The organism is Micromonospora sp. WMMD975, from assembly GCF_029581215.1.
GTDB lineage: Bacteria > Actinomycetota > Actinomycetes > Mycobacteriales > Micromonosporaceae > Micromonospora.
In genome coordinates this window covers 1,752,928-1,771,290 of sequence record NZ_CP120739.1, presented here as the reverse complement: position 1 = coordinate 1,771,290, position 18,363 = coordinate 1,752,928, and the positions used below count along the sequence as shown (strand labels likewise).

2 protein-coding genes are annotated in these 18,363 nt (G+C 75.5%); both read left to right on the top strand.

Going from position 1 to position 18,363, the window contains the following annotated elements:
* The first annotated feature begins 28 nt into the window (after nucleotides 1-28).
* Nucleotides 29-11,614 carry a type I polyketide synthase gene (locus tag O7613_RS07650; protein ID WP_282292969.1) on the top strand — a complete coding sequence of 3,862 codons (11,586 nt, stop codon included), beginning with the start codon at nucleotides 29-31 and terminating at the stop codon, nucleotides 11,612-11,614.
* A gap of 150 nt (nucleotides 11,615-11,764) precedes the next feature.
* On the top strand, nucleotides 11,765-18,265 hold the full coding sequence (locus tag O7613_RS07645; protein ID WP_282292968.1) for a type I polyketide synthase: 6,501 nt from the start codon (nucleotides 11,765-11,767) through the stop codon (nucleotides 18,263-18,265).
* The last annotated feature ends 98 nt before the right edge of the window (nucleotides 18,266-18,363 follow it).

The following is an 18,363-nucleotide window of genomic DNA, read 5'->3' as shown; positions in this document are numbered from 1 at the left end:
ACCGACGACGAGATCCGGAGCACCTGTGATGCCTGCCGAGAATGTGGCCGCGACGACGAACCCGACGACCGACCCGGCGCGAACCGACGAGAAGCTCCGCGACTACCTGCGGCGCGCGACGGCCGACCTGCGGCAGGCGAACCGGCGGCTGCGCGAGCTGGAGTCGCGGGACCACGAGCCGATCGCGATCGTGGCGATGAGCTGCCGCTACCCCGGCGGGGTGGGATCCGTCGCGGACCTGTGGCGGCTGCTCGCAACCGGTGCAGACGCGGTGAGCGAGTTCCCGGCCCGGCCCGGCTGGGACACCGACGAGCTGTACGACCCGGACCCGGACGCCTCGGGCAAGTCGTACGTCCGGGAGGGCGGGTTCCTCCACGAGGCGAACGAGTTCGACGCGGACTTCTTCGGGATCAGCCCGCGCGAGGCGCTGGCGATGGATCCGCAGCAGCGGATGCTGTTGGAGACGTCGTGGGAGGTGTTCGAGGAGGCCGGCATCGATCCCGAGTCGCTGCGCGGCAGCGCGACCGGGGTGTTCATCGGCGCGACCGGCCAGGACTACATGGTCCGGTTGATGCAGGGCCTGGAGAGCGTCGAGGGGTACGTCGTGACCGGCAGCTCGGCGAGCGTCGCGTCGGGTCGGGTGGCGTACACGTTCGGCCTGGAGGGCCCGGCGGTCACGGTCGACACGGCGTGTTCGTCGTCGCTTGTCGCCATGCACCTGGCGGCGCAGGCGTTGCGCGGCGGCGAGTGCGACCTGGCGCTTGCCGGTGGCGCCACGGTGATGGCGACGCCCGGCCTGTTCACCGAGTTCAGCCGGCAGCGTGGGCTGGCCCGCAACGGCCGCTGCAAGTCCTTCGCCGCGGCGGCCGACGGGGTGGGCTGGGGCGAGGGCGCCGGCATGCTCATCCTCGAACGCCTCTCCGACGCCCAGCGCAACAACCACCCGGTGCTCGCCGTCATCCGTGGGTCGGCGGTGAACCAGGACGGCGCGAGCAACGGCCTCACCGCGCCGAACGGGCCGTCGCAGCAGCGGGTCATCCGCCAGGCCCTGGCCAACGCGCGCCTGTCGCCCGCCGACGTCGACGCGGTGGAGGCGCACGGCACCGGCACCACCCTGGGTGACCCGATCGAGGCCCAGGCCCTGCTGGCCACCTACGGGCAGGACCGGCCCGCCGACCGGCCGCTCTGGCTCGGCTCGATCAAGTCGAACATCGGCCACGCGCAGGCCGCCGCCGGCGTCGGCGGAGTGATCAAAATGGTGCAGGCGCTGCGCCACGACCTGCTCCCGCAGACGCTGCACGTCGACAAGCCGTCCCCGCACGTCGACTGGGACGCCGGCAACATCGCGCTGCTCACCCAGGCCCAGCCATGGAAGCGCAACGGTCACCCGCGCCGGGCCGGCGTGTCGTCGTTCGGCATCAGCGGCACCAACGCCCACCTCATCATCGAAGAACCACCCGCCACCGAAGAACCGGAACCGGTCGGTACGCCGGTGCCGTGGCTGCTGTCGGCCAAGACCCCCGCCGCGCTGACCGCCCTGGCCACCCGCCTCACCACCGCCGCCACGTCACTGCCGACCGACGACGTCGCCCACACCCTGGCCCGCCGCGCCCAGCACACCCACCGCGCCGTCATCCTCGACAACCACCACGAAGCGCTCACCGCCCTCGCCACCGACAACCCCCACCCCTCCCTCGTGCGCGGCATCGCCCGCCCGACGGGGAAGATCGCCTTCCTGTGCACGGGGCAGGGCAGCCAACACCCCGAGATGGCCCACCGCGACGAACCCGTCTTCCTCGAAACCTTCGACGCCGTCTGCGCGGAGTTGGACAAGCACCTCGACCGGCCACTGCGCGAGGCCATGGTCGACGCCGTCCACGAAACCCGCTACACCCAACCCGCCCTGTTCGCCACACACGTGGCAATGCACGCCCTGGTCACCAGTTGGGGGATCACGCCGGACTACCTCACCGGACACTCGATCGGCGAACTGTCCGCCGCGCACCTCGCCGGAGTGTTGAGCCTGCCCGACGCCGCGCTCCTCGTCACCGCCCGGGGACGACTCATGCAAGCCGCCACCTCAGGCGGCGCGATGATCGCGATCGAGGCCACCGAGGACGAGCTGACGCCGATGCTCGACCCGGAGAAGGTCTCCATCGCCGGACTGAACTCCCCCACCAGCACCGTCATCTCCGGCGACGTCGACGCCGTCACCCAGATCGCCGTGCACTGGGCCGGGCAGGGACGACGCACCAAGAAACTCACCACCTCACACGCCTTCCACAGCCCCCACATGGACCCGATCCTGGACGAGTTCCAGGCCATCGCCGCGACCGTCACCTACCACCCGGCCACCATCCCGGTCATCTCCAACCGCACCGGCGACATCGCCCCAGCCTTCGACGCCGGCTACTGGACCCGACACATCCGCGACGCCGTCCGCTACCGCGACATGATCACCACCCTCGACGCCGCAGGCGTCACCACCTACCTCGAACTCGGACCCGACAACACCCTCAGCGCACTCACCCACGCCTGCCTCCCCGAAAACCACAACGCCACCATCACCGCCGCCCACCTCGGCCAGCACGCCCACGCCGCGCTCCACACCGCCGGACACCACACCACCTGGACCACCACCACACCCGCCGGCCGACACACCGACCTGCCCACCTACCCGTTCCAACGCCAGCGCTACTGGGTGCAGGGCCGCCCCGGCGACGCCGGCGGCCTCGGCCTGGGCGGCACCACCCACCCCCTGCTCGGGGCGGCGTTGCCGCTGGCCGGCGAGGACGGCTGGGTGTTCACCGGCCACCTGAGCCTGAAGAGCCACCCCTGGCTGGCCGGGCACGCCGTGCACGGCACCGTCCTGCTGCCCGCCACCGCGTTCGTGGACCTGGCACTGCACGCCGCCGCCCAGGCCGGGTCCGCCGGCGTTGACGAACTGCTGCTGGAGGCCCCGCTGGTGCTCGACCCGCGCGGCGCCGTCCACCTCCAGACCGCCGTCAGCGCGCCGGACGAGCGGGGCGGCCGGACCGTCACCGTCCACTCCCGCCCGGCCGCCGACGACCAGGCGCCCTGGACCCGGCACGCGAGCGGCACGCTGCGCCCGCCCGGGTCGGAACCGGCCGAGGCGGCTGCGGAGGAGCTGTCCGGGGCGTGGCCGCCCGAGGGCGCCGAGCCGGTGGACGTCACCGGGCTCTACCCCGAGCTGACCGCCGCGGGCCTCGACTACGGCCCGACGTTCCAGGGTGTCCGGGCCGCGTGGCGCGACGGCGACGTCGTCTACGCCGACGTCCGGCTGCCCGACGACGCCGACCCGGACGGCTTCGGCGTACACCCGGCGCTGCTCGACGCGGCCCTGCACGGCATGGTGCTCGGCGCCGCCGCCCGGGACGCGGCGGACCCGGCGATCCGGTTGCCGTTCGCCTGGTCCGGCGTGACGCTGCACGCCGGCGGCGCTACCCGGCTGCGGGTCCGGCTGGCGCCGGCGCCCCACGGCGACGCGGTCTCGGTGCAGGTCGCCGACCTGTCCGGAGCCCCGGTCGCGTCGATCGAGTCGCTGTCGCTGCGGGCGGTCTCGGCGGAGCAACTGGCCGCCGCCGGTCCGCGCGCGGACGGCTCGCTCTTCGAGGTGCGGTGGACGACGGTGCGGCCCGCCGACGAGCCGGACGAGACGGCCCCGTTGGTGCTCGGCGCCGGGGACCACCCCGACGTCGAGGCGCTGTTCGCCGCGCTGGACGCCGGCCAGGAGGCACCGGCGACCGTGGTCGCGGCGGTGCCGGCCGGTGGGTCCGGCGCCGATCACGGACCGGCCGCCTGGACGCTGGAGCTGACCCGCCGGTGGCTCGCCGACGACCGGCTGGCCGGTACGACGTTGGTGCTGCGTACCCAGGACGCGGTCGCGGCCCAGCCTGGTGACCGGGTGGCCGATCCGGCGCAGGCCGCGGTCTGGGGTCTGGTGCGGGTCGCCCAGTCGGAGCACCCCGACCGGTTCGTGCTCGTGGACGGCGCGGCGGAGGTCGTGCCGTCGCTGCCCGCCCTGCTCGGCACCGGTGAGCCGCAGTTGGCCGTCCGGGACGGGGTGGCCTACGCGCCGCGCCTGACCCGGACGACGGACGCGCCGACGCTGACCGCCCCCGACGGACCCTGGCGCCTCGGCGTCACCACGGCCGGCACCCTGGAAAACCTCGCCCTGCTCCCCGCACCCGAACTCACCCAACCACTCGCACCCGGCCAGGTCCGCATCGCCGTCCGCGCCGCCGGCCTCAACTTCCGCGACGTCCTCATCGCCCTCGACATGTACCCCGGACACGCCGCCATCGGCGGCGAAGCAGCCGGCATCATCACCCACGTCGCCGACGACGTCACCACCCTCACCCCCGGCCAACACGTCATGGGCCTGTTCACCGGCGCCATGGGACCGGTGGCCGTCACCGACCAGCGGCTGGTCGCCCCGGTGCCGCCGGGCTGGACGTTCGCCGAGGCCGCCGCCGCGCCGATCGTGTTCCTGACCGCGTGTTACGCGCTGACCCGGTTGACGGTGCTGCGGCCCGGCGAGCGGATCCTGATCCACGCGGCAACAGGCGGCGTCGGCACCGCCGCCGTGCAACTCGCCCGGCACCTCGGCGCGGACATCTACGCGACCGCCAGCACGCCGAAGTGGCCGACGCTGCGCGGCCAGGGCGTCGGCGACGACCGGATCGGCAACAGTCGTACGCTCGACTTCGAGCGGCAGTTCCTGGACGCGACCGGCGGCGCGGGCATGGACGTGGTGCTCGACTGCCTGGCCCGGGAGTTCGTGGACGCCTCGCTGCGGCTGCTGCCGCGCGGTGGGCGGTTCCTGGAGATGGGTAAGACCGACATCCGTGATCCGCAGGTGGTCGCGGACGCCCACCCGGGCGTGGAATATCAGGCGTTCGACATGGTCGACGCGGGCCCGGATCTGGTCGCGGAGATGCTGCGCGAGCTGGGCGACCTGTTCGCGTCGGGGGTGCTGAAGCCGCTGCCGGTGACCGCGTTCGACATCCGCGACGCCCCCACCGCCTTCCGCCACCTCAGCCAAGCCCGCCACACCGGCAAAGTCATCCTCACCATCCCCACCCCCCTCACCAGCGAGGACACCGTCCTCATCACCGGCGGCACCGGAGCCCTCGGCGCATTGCTGGCCCGCCACCTCGTCACCACCCACGGCATCCGCAAGCTCATCCTCACCAGCCGCCGCGGACCCGACGCACCCGGCGCCACCGACCTCCACACCGAGCTGACCGAACACGGCGCCGAGGTCACCATCACCGCCTGCGACACCAGCGACCCCGACGCCCTGACCGCCCTGCTCGACACCCACCAACCCACCGCAGTCGTGCACACCGCCGGCGTCCTCGACGACGGGCTGCTCACCGACCTCACCACCGACCGACTCGACACCGTCCTCACCCCCAAAGCCGACAGCGCCTGGCACCTGCACCACCTCACCCGCACACACCACCTCACCGCCTTCATCACCTACTCCTCCATCGCCGGCACCCTCGGCAACCCCGGACAAGCCAACTACGCCGCCGCCAACACCTACCTCGACGCCCTCGCCGCACACCGGCACGCCCAGGGTCGACCGGCGCTCTCCCTCGCCTGGGGACTGTGGGAGGACGCGGCGGGGATGGGCGGCGAAACGCCCCGGCGTCCGGGCGCGCTCGCCGCGCTGACCGCCGCGCAGGGGCTGGCCCTGTTCGACGCGGCGGTCCGGGGCGCCCGCCCGACGGTGGTGCCGGCCCGGCTGGACGCCCGGGCGCTGCGTGCCCTCTCCGGCGCGGTGCCGCCGATCCTGCGCGGACTGGTGCGCGGGCCGGCCCGGCGGGCCACCAACACGGACACCGGTGACGGCGACGCGCTCCGCGACCGGCTGGCCGGACTGGGCGAGGCGGAACAGCATCGGCTGCTCGTCGACCTGATCCGCACCCACATCGCGGCCGTGCTCGGCCATGCCTCGGCCAACGACATCGACCCGGACCGGCCGTTCTCCGAGCTCGGCTTCGACTCGCTGACCGGGGTGGAGCTGCGCAACCGGCTGAACACCGCCACCGGGCTGCGGATGTCGCCGACCGCGGTCTTCGACTACCCGACACCGGCCGCGCTCGGCGGCTTCCTGCGTACCGAGTTCGGCGGGACGCGCGCGAAGACCACCCGCCGGACGGCCACCACCCGGCCGGCCGACGAGCCGGTCGCCATCATCGGGATGGCCTGCCGCTTCCCCGGCGGCGCGGACAGCCCCGAACAGCTCTGGCAGGTGCTTGCCGGCGGCGTCGACGCGATCGGCCGGTTCCCCGACCGGCCCGGCTGGAACACCGCCGACATCTACGACCCGGACCCGGGGGCGGCCGGCAAGACGTACGCGCTCGAAGGAGGCTTCGTCCCGCACGCCGCCGACTTCGACGCGGACTTCTTCGGCATCAGCCCCCGGGAGGCCATCGCCACCGACCCGCAGCAGCGACTGCTGCTGGAGACGACGTGGGAGGCGCTGGAGCGGGCCGGGATCGACCCGGCGACCCTGCGCGGCAGCAACACCGGCGTCTTCGCCGGGGTGATCGCGCAGGCGTACGGCAGCACGTCGCCGGCCTCCTCCGGCGCCGAGGGCTACCTGATGATCGGCACCACCACGAGCATCGCCTCCGGCCGGATCGCCTACACGTTCGGCTGGGAGGGACCGGCTGTCACGGTCGACACCGCGTGCTCGTCCTCGCTCGTCGCGCTGCACCTCGCCTGCCAGGCGATCCGCAGCGGCGAGTGCGACATGGCGGTCGCCGGCGGCACCACCATCATGGCCAGCCCGGCGATCTTCACCGAGTTCAGCCGGCAGCGCGGTCTCGCCCCGGACGGCAGGTGCAAGTCGTTCGCCGCGGACGCGGACGGCACCGGCTGGGGCGAAGGCGCCGGCGTGGTGCTCGTGGAACGGCTCTCCGACGCCCGGCGCAACGGGCACCCGATCCTCGCCGTGGTGCGCGGATCGGCGGTGAACCAGGACGGCGCCAGCAACGGCCTCACCGCCCCGAACGGGCCGTCCCAGCAGCGGGTCATCCAGCAGGCGCTGGCCAACGCCCGGCTGACCACCGCCGACGTGGACGCGGTCGAGGCGCACGGCACCGGCACCAAGCTCGGCGACCCGATCGAGGCGCAGGCGCTGCTCGCCACGTACGGCCAGGACCGGCCCGACGACCGGCCGCTCTGGCTCGGCTCGATCAAGTCGAACATCGGGCACACCCAGGCCGCCGCCGGGATCGCCGGCGTCATCAAGCTGACCCTCGCCCTGCAACACGGCGAGCTGCCGAAGACCCTGCACGCCGACGCGCCGAGCCCACACGTCGACTGGAGCACCGGCAACGTCTCGCTGCTGACCGAGGCGCAGCCGTGGCAGCCGAACGGGCGACCCCGCCGGGCGGCGGTCTCCTCGTTCGGCATCAGCGGCACCAACGCCCACGTCATCATCGAGCAGGCGCCGGACGACGCGCCCGCCGACGAGTCGGAGCCGCCGGCGTCCGCGCCGGTCGCCTGGCTGCTCTCCGCCCGCACCGAACAGGCGCTCGTGGACCAGGCCGGGCAGCTCGGCGCCTTCGTACGGGCCGGAACCGCGTTGCGGCCGGCGGACGTGGCGCAGACCCTCGCCACCGGCCGGGCCCGGCACCCGCACCGCGCCGTCGTCGTCGGCGCCGACCGGGACGAGCTGCTCGCCGGCCTGGCCGCGCTGCCCACCGAGAGCGGCGCCGCGAACCTGGTGCGCGGCGTCACCGAGGGTCCGGCCGGCCCGATCGCCTTCGTCTTCCCCGGGCAGGGCTCGCAGTGGGCCGGCATGGCGGCCGAGCTGCTGGCCACCGCGCCGGTCTTCGCCCAGCACATCGAGACGTGCGCCGCCGTCCTCGACCCGCTCACCGGGTGGTCGCTGCTGGAGCTGCTGCGCGGGGCGCCGGACGCGCCGCCGCTGGAGCGCGCCGACGTGGTGCAGCCCGCCCTGTTCGCCGTGATGACGTCGCTGGCCCGGCAGTGGCAGGCCCTCGGGGTCCGGCCGGACGCCGTCATCGGCCACTCGCAGGGCGAGATCGCCGCCGCGTACGTCGCCGGGGCGCTCAGCCTCACCGACGCCTGCCGGGTCGTGGCGCTGCGCAGCCAGGCGCTCGCCGCGATCGCCGGCCTGGGCGGCATGGTCTCGGTGCCGCTGCCCGTCGAGGCGACCGAGAAGCTCATCGCCCGCTGGGACGGCCGGATCAGCGTCGCCGCGGTCAACGGGCCGGCTGCCACAGTCGTCTCCGGCGATGTCGCCGCCCTGGACGAGCTGCTGGCCGACGGGGAGTCCGACGGCGTGCGGGTCCGCCGGATCCCGGTGGACTACGCCTCGCACTCGCACCACGTCGAGGCGATCCAGGACCGGCTGCGGGAGGTGCTGGCCGGGATCGAACCCCGGACCGCCCAGGTGGCCTTCTACTCGACGCTCACCGGCGAGCCGATCGACACCGCCACCCTGGACGCCGACTACTGGTACGCCAACCTGCGCCACCAGGTCCGGTTCGCGCCGACGGCCGCGGCGCTGCTCGACGCCGGTTTCCGGCACTTCGTCGAGTGCAGCCCGCACCCGGTGCTCACCACCGGGCTCCAGGACACCGCCGAGCAGGCCGGCATCGAGGCCACCGTGACCGGGACGCTACGGCGGGACGAGGGCGGCTGGACCCGGCTGCTGACCTCCGCCGCCGGGCTGGCCGTGCGCGGGGTGGAGGTGGACTGGTCGCCGGTGCTCGCGCCGCTGCGGCCACGGCGGGTGCAGCTTCCGACGTACCCGTTCCAACGCCGCCCCTACTGGCTGCGCGGCGCCGCGACCGCCGACGTCACCGCGGCCGGGCTCGGCCCGGCGGGCCATCCGCTGCTCGCCGCCGCCACCGAACTGCCCGACGGGGGCTGGCTGTTCACCGGCCGGCTCGGGCCGGACACCGCCGACTGGATCCCCGACCACGCCGTGCTGGACCACGTGCTGCTGCCCGGCGCCGCGTTCGCCGAACTCGCCCTGCACGTGGCCGCGCACACCGACGGCGACCGGCTGGAGGAGCTGACCCTCGCGGCCCCGCTCGTCCTCGACGACCCGGCGGGCGTGCGGCTGCACGTGGTCGCGGGGCCCGCCGACCCGGACGGACGCCGCTCGCTGACCATCGACTCCCGGCCGGCCGGCGCGAACGGCGACGGCGTCTGGACCCGGCACGCCGACGGTGTGCTCGCCGCCGCGACCACGCCGGAACCGGCTACCGCGCCCGGCGGGGTTTGGCCGCCGGCCGGGGCCGACGAGGTCGCCGTCGACCAGTTGTACGAGCGGTTCCTCGCCGCCGGGCTGGCCTACGGACCGGCGTTCCAGGGCGTCCGGGCCGCCTGGCGGCAGGGCGACACGGTCCACGCCGAGGTGACGCTGCCCGAGGGGACCACACCTGACGGTTTCGGCCTGCACCCGGCGCTGCTGGACGCCGCGCTGCACGCGATCGCGCTGCTCCCGGGCACCCCCGAGCAGGCCCAGGTGCCGTTCGTCTTCTCCGGCGTGGACCTGCCCGTACCCGGGGCGGACACGCTGCGGGTACGGGTCACCCCGGCCGGATCCGGCGCCGTGCGGGTGGACCTGGCCGACTCGGCCGGCACCCCGGTGACCACGATCGAGTCGCTTGCCATCCGTCCGATCGCGGTCGAGCAGCTACGCCGCGCCGGTGGCCGCGACGGCACCCTGTACCGGCTGGACTGGACGGCGGCGTCCGGCGCCCCCGCGGACACCGGTTTCACGCTGGTCGGGCCGGATCCGTTCGGGCTCGGCGCCACGGCGTCCCACCCGGATCTGGCCACGCTGCGGGCCGCCGTCGCCGCCGGCGAGGCCGCGCCCGGGCTGCTGCTGCACGTCGCGTCGACCGGGCCGGACGCCGACCCGGTCGCCGGGGCGCACGTGCTCACCGCACGCGTGCTGGACCTGTGCCGGGACCTCCTGGCCGCGCCGGAGCTGGCCGACACCCGGCTGGCGCTGGTGACCCGGGGCGCCACCGCCGCCGGCACGCAGCCACGCGACCTGCCCGGCGCGGCCGTGGCCGGTCTGCTGGCGAGCGCCGCGACCGAGAACCCGGGCCGGTTCCTCCTGGTCGACCTGGACGACACGGCCGCGTCGCGGGCCGCGCTCCCGGGCGCGCTCGGCGCCGCGATCGCCGCCGACGAACCACGGATCGCGGTACGCGACGGGGCGGTCCTGGTGCCACGGCTGGTCGCCACCGAGCCGGCGCCGGAGCGGACCCCGCCGCGCCTCGACCCGGACGGCACCGTGCTGATTACCGGCGGCACCGGCACCCTCGCCGCGGACGTCGCCGGGCACCTGGTCACCGTGTACGGGGCCCGGCGGTTGCTGCTGGCCAGCCGGCGTGGCCCGGCGGCCGACGGCGCGGACGAGTTGGCCGCGTCGCTTGCCGCGCTCGGCGCCGAGCCGCGCATCGTGGCCTGCGACGTCGCCGACCGGGACGCGCTCGCCGCGTTGATCGACGCGGTCCCGGCCGCGCATCCGCTGACCGCGGTCGTGCACACGGCCGGTGTCCTCGACGACGGCGTCCTGACCGCGCTCACGCCCGACCGGCTGGACACGGTGCTGCGCCCGAAGGCCGACGCGGCCTGGCACCTGCACGAGCTGACCCGCGACCACGACCTCGCCGCGTTCGTGCTGTTCTCCTCGTTCGCCGGCACGGTGGGCAGCCCGGGGCAGGCCAACTACGCGGCGGCGAACGGGTTCCTCGACGCGCTCGCCGAGCGGCGGCGCGTGGACGGCCTGCCCGCCACCAGCCTGGCGTGGGGCCTGTGGGAGCAGGAGAGCGGCATGACCGCGACGCTGGAGCACGCCGAGCGGGCCCGGATGGCCCGCAACGGCCTGCTCCCGCTGCCCGGCGCGACGGCGCTGCGGCTGCTCGACGCCGCGCTCGCCGACGGGGCGCCGGCCCTCGTGCCGGTGCGGCTGGAGACCGTCGCGTTGCGCGCCCAGGCGGGCGCCGGGGTGCTGCCGGCGATCCTGCGCGGCCTCGTCCGGGTGCCGCCGCGTCGGACCTCCGCCGGGGCCGCTGCCCTGGCCCGACGGTTGGCCGACCTCGGCGACGGGGAGCGGGAGACGGTGCTGCTGGACCTGATCCGCGGCCAGATCGCCACGGTGCTCGGGCACGCCTCGCCGGACGCCGTCGACGTCGACCGGCCGTTCCAGGATCTCGGCTTCGACTCACTGACCGCGGTGGAGCTGCGCAACACGCTCAACACGATGACCGGGCTGCGGTTGCCGCCGACGGTGATCTTCGACTATCCGAACACCGGCGCGCTCGCCCGGCACGTCCGCGACCGGCTCGCCCCGGCCGAGGTCCGGGACCCGGCCGCCGAGGAGCTGGAACGGCTGGAGCGTGCGCTCGGCGCGGTCGCCGCCGACGACCCCGGACGCGGCCGGATCACCCTGCGCCTCCAGACGCTCCTGGCCCGCTGGACCGAGCACTCGGCGACGTCGGCCACGGCCGTCGCCGACCGGCTGGAGACCGCCGACGCCGATGAGATCTTCGACTTCATCGACCGGGAGCTGGGCCGGGCCTGAGCGCGCCGGCCGGGCGCCGCGACCGTTCGCGGCGCCCGGCCGACGCAGCTGGCGCCCGGCCGACGCAGCTTTAGCGCCCGGCAAGCCGCCCGTTAGCGCAGGTCGGCAACCTGGAGCAGCCCGCTTCGACCGCTGGACGCTGGAGCTGCGATGACGACCTCGACCGACCAGATCGTTGCGGCCCTCCGGGCATCCCTGAAGGAGAACGAACAGCTACGCCGGCAACAGAGTCGGCTGGCCGACAGGTCCCGCGAGCCCATCGCGATCGTCGGGATGGCCTGCCGCTACCCGGGTGGGGTGCGCACCCCCGAGCAACTGTGGCGGCTGCTCCGCGACGAGACCGACGCGATCTCGGCGTTCCCCGACGACCGGGGCTGGGACACCGACGCCCTCTACGACCCGGACCCGGAGCGCACCGGCACCACGTACGCCCGCGAGGGCGGCTTCCTGCACGACGCCGCCGACTTCGACGCGGACTTCTTCAGCATCAGCCCCCGCGAGGCCCTCACCATCGACCCGCAGCAGCGACTGCTGCTGGAGACCACGTGGGAGGCGCTCGAGGCGGGTGGCATCGACCCGGTGACGCTGCGCCGGAGCCGCACCGGCGTCTTCACCGGCGTGATGTACAACGACTACGGCGCCCGGATCCAGCCGATGCCGCCGGAGTTCGAGGGCTTCATCGGCACCGGCAGCGCCGGCAGCATCGCCTCCGGCCGGATCGCCTACACGTTCGGCTTCGAGGGCCCGGCGGTGACCGTGGACACCGCCTGCTCGTCGTCGCTCGTCGCGGTGCACCTCGCGGTGCAGTCGCTGCGCCAGGGCGAGTGCACGCTCGCGCTGGCCGGCGGCGTGACGGTGATGGCCACGCCGCGGCTGTTCGTGGAGTTCAGCCGGCAGCGGGGGCTGGCGCCCGACGGCCGGTGCAAGCCGTTCGCGGCCGGCGCCGACGGCACCGGCTGGGGCGAGGGCGCCGGCCTGCTGCTGCTGGAACGGCTGTCGGACGCCGAACGCCACGGCCACCAGGTGCTCGCCGTCATCTCCGGCAGCGCGGTCAACCAGGACGGCACCAGCAGTCAGCTCACCGCCCCGAACGGGCCGTCGCAGCGGCGGGTGATCCGCGACGCGCTGGCCGCGGCCCGCCTCGAACCGGGCGACGTGGACGCGGTGGAGGCGCACGGCACCGGCACCACGCTCGGCGACCCGATCGAGGCGCAGGCGCTGCTCGCCACGTACGGTCGGGACCGGCCCGCCGACCGGCCGCTGCGGCTCGGCTCGATCAAGTCGAACATCGGCCACGCCCAGGCCGCGGCCGGCGTCGCCGGGATCATCAAGATGGTGTTGGCCCTGCGGCACGGGACGCTCCCGCGCACCCTGCACGTGGACGCGCCGAGCCCGCACGTGGACTGGACGGCCGGGGAGGTCGCGCTGCTGACCGAGGCCCGGTCGTGGCCGCGCGGGGAGCGGGTCCGCCGGGCCGGCGTGTCGTCGTTCGGCATCAGCGGCACCAACGCCCACGTCATCGTCGAGGAGGCCCCGGCGACGGAGGCGCCCAGCGGCGACGACACCGCGCCGACCCCCGCCCCCGACGCCGCGCCGTGGCTGCTCTCCGCGCGGACCGCACCGGCCCTGCGCGCCCAGGCCGCGCGGCTGCGCGACCTGGTCGCCGACCGGCCCGACCTGGACCCGGCCGGGATCGCCGCGGCGCTGGCCACCACCCGGGCCGTACTCGACCACCGGGCGGTCGTGCTCGCCGGCGACCGGACGGCCGCGCTCGACGCGCTCGCCGCCGGTGACGCGCCGGCGGGCGTGGTGACCGGGGTGGCCGCCGGGGACCCGGGCCGGGTGGTCTTCGTCTTCCCCGGCCAGGGCTCGCAGTGGGTGGGCATGGCCGGTGGGCTGCTCGACGCCAGCCCCGAGTTCCGGAACCGGATCGCCGAGTGCGCCGAGGCGCTGCGCCCGCACACCGACTGGGACCTGCTGCCGGTGCTGCGCGACGAGCCGGGCGCGGCGTCCCTGGACCGGGTGGACGTGGTGCAGCCCGCGCTGTTCGCGGTGATGGTCGCCCTCGCCCGGCTCTGGGAGTCGTACGGGGTGCGGCCGGACGCGGTCGTCGGGCACTCCCAGGGTGAGATCGCCGCCGCCCACATCGCCGGCGTGCTGAGCCTGCCGGACGCCGCCCGGGTGGTCGCGCTGCGCAGCCGCGCCCTCGGCGTGCTGGCCGGCACCGGCGCGATGGCCTCGATCCCGTTGCCCGCCGACCGGGTCGAGGCGCGGCTGGAGGCCGCCGGCGCGGTGACCATCGCCGCGGTCAACGGCCCGACCGCCACCGTGGTGGCCGGCACCCCGGAGGCCGTCGCCGCGCTCGTCGCCGCCGCCCAGGCGGACGGGGTGGACGCCCGCACCGTCCCGGTGGACTACGCGTCGCACTGCGAGCACGTGGAGGCGGTCCGGGAGACGCTGCTGACGAGCCTGGCCGGCATCACCCCACAGCCCGCGGAGATCGCGTTCTACTCCACAGTGGACGGGGAGGAGCCGGAGCCCGCCGTCCTGGACGCCGACTACTGGTACCGCAACCTGCGCCGGATGGTCCGGCTGGCGGACGTCACCCGGCTGCTGCACGAGCGCGGGCACCGGGTCTTCGTCGAGATCAGCCCGCACCCGATCCTGACCGTGCCGATCCAGGAGACGCTCGACGAGCGGGCCGACGCGGCGCCGGGACTCACCCTCGGCACCCTGCGCCGCGACGACGGCGACCTCGTCCGCTTCCACGCCTCGCTGGCCCGGGCCCACGTCGGCGGCGTACCCGTCGACTGGCGGATCCCGTCCGGACCGCGCGTCGACCTGCCCACCTACGCCTTCCAGCGCGACCGGTTCTGGCTGCCGACGCCGTCCGGGGCCGGCGACGTCACCTCGGCCGGCCTCACCGCCACCACGCATCCGCTGCTCGGCGCCGCCGTCCCGCTCGCCGACGGGGACGCGACGGTGCTCACCGGGCGTCTGTCGCTGCATGCCCAGCCGTGGCTGGCCCAGCACGCGGTCTTCGGCCGGATCCTGCTGCCCGCCGCCGCCCTGGTCGACCTCGCCGTGCACGCCGGGGACGGCGTCGGCTGCGATCGGGTGGAGGAGCTGACGTTGCAGGCGCCGCTGGTGCTGCCGGTGACCGGCGGGCTGGCCCTCCAGGTCACGGTCGCGGCGGCGGACGCCACCGGCCGGCACCCGGTCACCGTGCACAGCCGGCCGGACTCCGACGAGGACGGCACGGACCGGCCCTGGACGCTGCACGCCGCCGGCCTGCTCGCCCCGGCCGACGCCGGCGACGAGCCGGACGCCGGCCCGGGACCGCTCACCGGCGCCTGGCCGCCGCCGGGCGCCACCGCGATCCCGCTCGACGGCCACTACGAACGGCTCGACCGGCAGGGGTACGGCTACGGCCCGCTCTTCCGTGGCCTGCGCGCCGCGTGGCGTCTCGGCGACGAGGTGTACGCCGAGGCGCAGCTGCCGGACGGCACCGACGCGGCCGGTTTCGGCCTGCATCCCGCGCTGCTCGACGCCGCCCTGCACGCCGCCGGGCTCACCGGGGCGGCCCCGGTCGGCGACGGCGAGGTGCTCCTGCCGTTCTCCTGGTCCGACACCGCGCTGCTGGCCTCCGGCGCGACCGGGCTGCGGGTCCGGGCGCGCCCGGCCGGCGCGGGCAGCGTGACGCTGGACCTGGCCGACCCGGCCGGCGGCCCGGTGGCGCGGGTCGGCGCGCTCGCGGTCCGGCCGGTCTCCGCCGCCGCGCTCGCCACCACCCGCGAGCCGCACCACGACTGGCTGTTCCACCTGGACTGGGCCACCGCGCCGGCCACCGGGCCCGGCCCGGAGACGCCGCCGCGCGCGGTGGTGGATGGCGACGACCCGTACGGGCTGGCCGCCCACCTGCCCCCCGCCACCGCCGGGGACCCCGAGGTGACGGTCGCGGCGCTGCCGATCCCGGGCGGTGACCTGCCGGACCGCGTCCGCGCCGCCGTGCGTACCGCTCTCGACCTGCTCCGCGAGCACGTGGCCGCGGACCGGCCGCGGCTCGTCCTGGTCACCACCGGGGCGGTACGCGCGGTCCCGGGTGACGACGTCCGGATGGATCCGGCCGCCGCCGCGGCGTGGGGGCTGCTGCGCTCGGCGCAGTCCGAGCACCCGGGCCGGCTGACCCTTGTCGACCTGGACCGGGATCCCGCCTCGACGGCCGCGCTGGCCGGTGTGCTGGCGCTCGACGAGCCGCAACTCGCCGTCCGGCAGGGCGTGGTGCAGGTGGCCCGGCTGGCCCGCGCCGACAGCGCGCCCGCCCTGCCGCTGCCGGACGCCCCCGCGTGGCGACTGCACTGGCAGGAGGACTCCACCGGCGGTGGCACCCCGGACAACCTGCTGATCCGCGCGTGGCCGGAGGCGGACCAGCCGCTGGAAGCGGGACAGGTGCGCCTCGCCGTACGGGCCGGCGGGCTCAACTTCCGCGACGTGCTGATCAGTCTCGGCCTGGTCCGCAACGACGGCCGGCCGCTCGGCGGCGAGGCCGCCGGCGTGGTGCTGGAGACCGGCCCGGGGGTCGACGAGTTCGCCCCCGGCGACCGGGTGATGGGCCTGGTCTCCGGCATCGGCCCGATCGCCGTCACCGACCACCGGTTGCTCACCCGGATGCCGCCGAACTGCACGTTCGCCGAGGCCGCCACCATCCCGGTGGTCTACCTGACCGCCTTCTACGGGCTGGTCGACCTGGCGAAGATCCAGCCGGGCGAGACGCTGCTGCTGCACGCGGCGACCGGCGGGGTCGGCATGGCGACGATCCAGCTCGCGCGACACTGGGGTGTCGAGGTGTACGGCACGGCCAGCCCGGGCAAGTGGGACACCCTCCGGGCGTTGGGTCTCGACGACGCGCACATCGCCTCCTCCCGAAACCTGGAGTTCGCCGACGCGTTCCTCGCGGCGACCGGCGGCCAGGGCGTGGACGTGGTGCTCAACTCGCTGGCCAAGGAGTACGTGGAGGAGTCGCTGCGGCTGCTGCCGCGCGGCGGCCGGTTCCTGGAGATGGGCAAGACCGACATCCGGGACCCGCAACGCGTCGCCGACGACCACCCCGGCGTCACCTACCAGGCGTACGACCTGATGGACGGCGGCGCGGACCGGGTCAAGGAGATGCTCGACGAGCTGTCCGTCCTGTTCGACGACGGCACGCTACGGCCGCTGCCGGTGACCGCCTGGGACGTGCGTCGCGCCCCCGAGGCGTTCCGTTACCTGAGCCAGGCCCGGCACACCGGCAAGGTGGTGCTCACCGTGCCGTCCGCGCTCGACCCGGACGGCACGGTTCTGGTCACGGGCGGCACCGGCGTGCTCGGCGGCCTGGTGGCCCGCCGGCTGGTCGACGAGCACGGCGCCCGGCACCTGCTGCTCACCAGTCGGCGCGGGCCGGCCGCGGAGGGCGCGGAGGCGTTGCGCGACGAGCTGACCGCGGCAGGCGCCCGGGTGACGATCGCCGCCTGCGACCTCGCCGACCGCGAGTCCCTGGCCGCGCTGCTGGCCGGGATTCCCGCGGCACATCCGCTGACCGCGGTCGTCCACGCGGCCGGGGTGCTCGACGACGCCACCGTGGACGCGCTCACGCCGGAACAGCTGGACCGGGTCCTACGCCCCAAGGTGGACGCCGCGTGGCACCTGCACGAGCTGACCGCCGGGCTGCCGCTCGACGCGTTCGTCATGTTCTCCTCGGCCGCCGGCACGCTCGGCGGTCCCGGTCAGGGCAACTACGCGGCGGCGAACGCGGCGCTCGACGCGCTGGCCGTGCACCGCCGCGGCCGGGGCCGCCCGGCGCTCGCGCTGGCCTGGGGTCTGTGGGCCGAGGCCAGCGGCATGACCGGTCACCTCGGCCGGGCCGACCTGGCCCGGCTCGGTCGGACCGGCATGCTCGCCCTGAGCACGACGGACGGACTCGACCTGTTCACCGCCGCGTGGTCGTCCGCGCTGCCGGTGCTGGCGCCGGTCCGGGTCGACGCGCGGGCGCTGCGCGCCCAGGTCGAGGCCGGGGTCGCGCCGCCGATCCTGCGTGGGCTGGTCCGCGGCACGTCCCGGCGCAGCGCCGCCGGGGTCACCGTGGACGCCTCGGCCCTGGCCCGGCAACTCGCCTCGGCCTCCCGGGACGAGGGGCGGGCGATCCTGCTGGACCTGGTCCGCACCCAGGTCGCCACCGTGCTCGGGCACGCCTCCGTCGCCGAGGTGGACGCCGGGCGCGCGTTCAAGGACTTCGGCTTCGACTCGCTCACCGCGGTGGAGCTGCGCAACCGCCTGAACGCGGCGGTCGGGCTGCGGCTGCCGGTGACGATGGTCTTCGACTATCCGACGCCGGAGGCGCTTGCCGCCTTCCTGCACGGCGCCGTCGCCCCGGCCGACGAGGACGCGGCGGCGACCGCGGTGCTTGCCGAGATCGGCCGGCTGGAGGCGCGGATCACGGCGCTGGAGCCGGGCGAGGCGGCGGAGCGGCGCATCGAGGAACGGCTGCGTGGCCTGCTCTGGAAGTGGACCGACAGGCACGCACCCACCGCCGCCGAGCCGGACCCGGCGGAGGACCTCTCGGTCGCCAGCGACGACGAGCTCTTCGCGATGCTGGACGGGGAACTCGGCGCCTGATCGACCGACGGCGGGCACGGCAGGCGGTGACCGCCTGCCGTGCCCGCCGGCTTCTGCTCGCGTACCACAGGGAAAGGCCGCGTGCCCCCGGCCCGAAG

Bases quoted from the DNA above. Each gene is read 5' to 3' on its own strand.
- O7613_RS07650 (WP_282292969.1), top strand. From the start codon at position 29: ATGCCTGCCGAGAATGTGGCCGCGACGACGAACCCGACGACCGACCCG.
- O7613_RS07645 (WP_282292968.1), top strand. From the start codon at position 11,765: ATGACGACCTCGACCGACCAGATCGTTGCGGCCCTCCGGGCATCCCTG.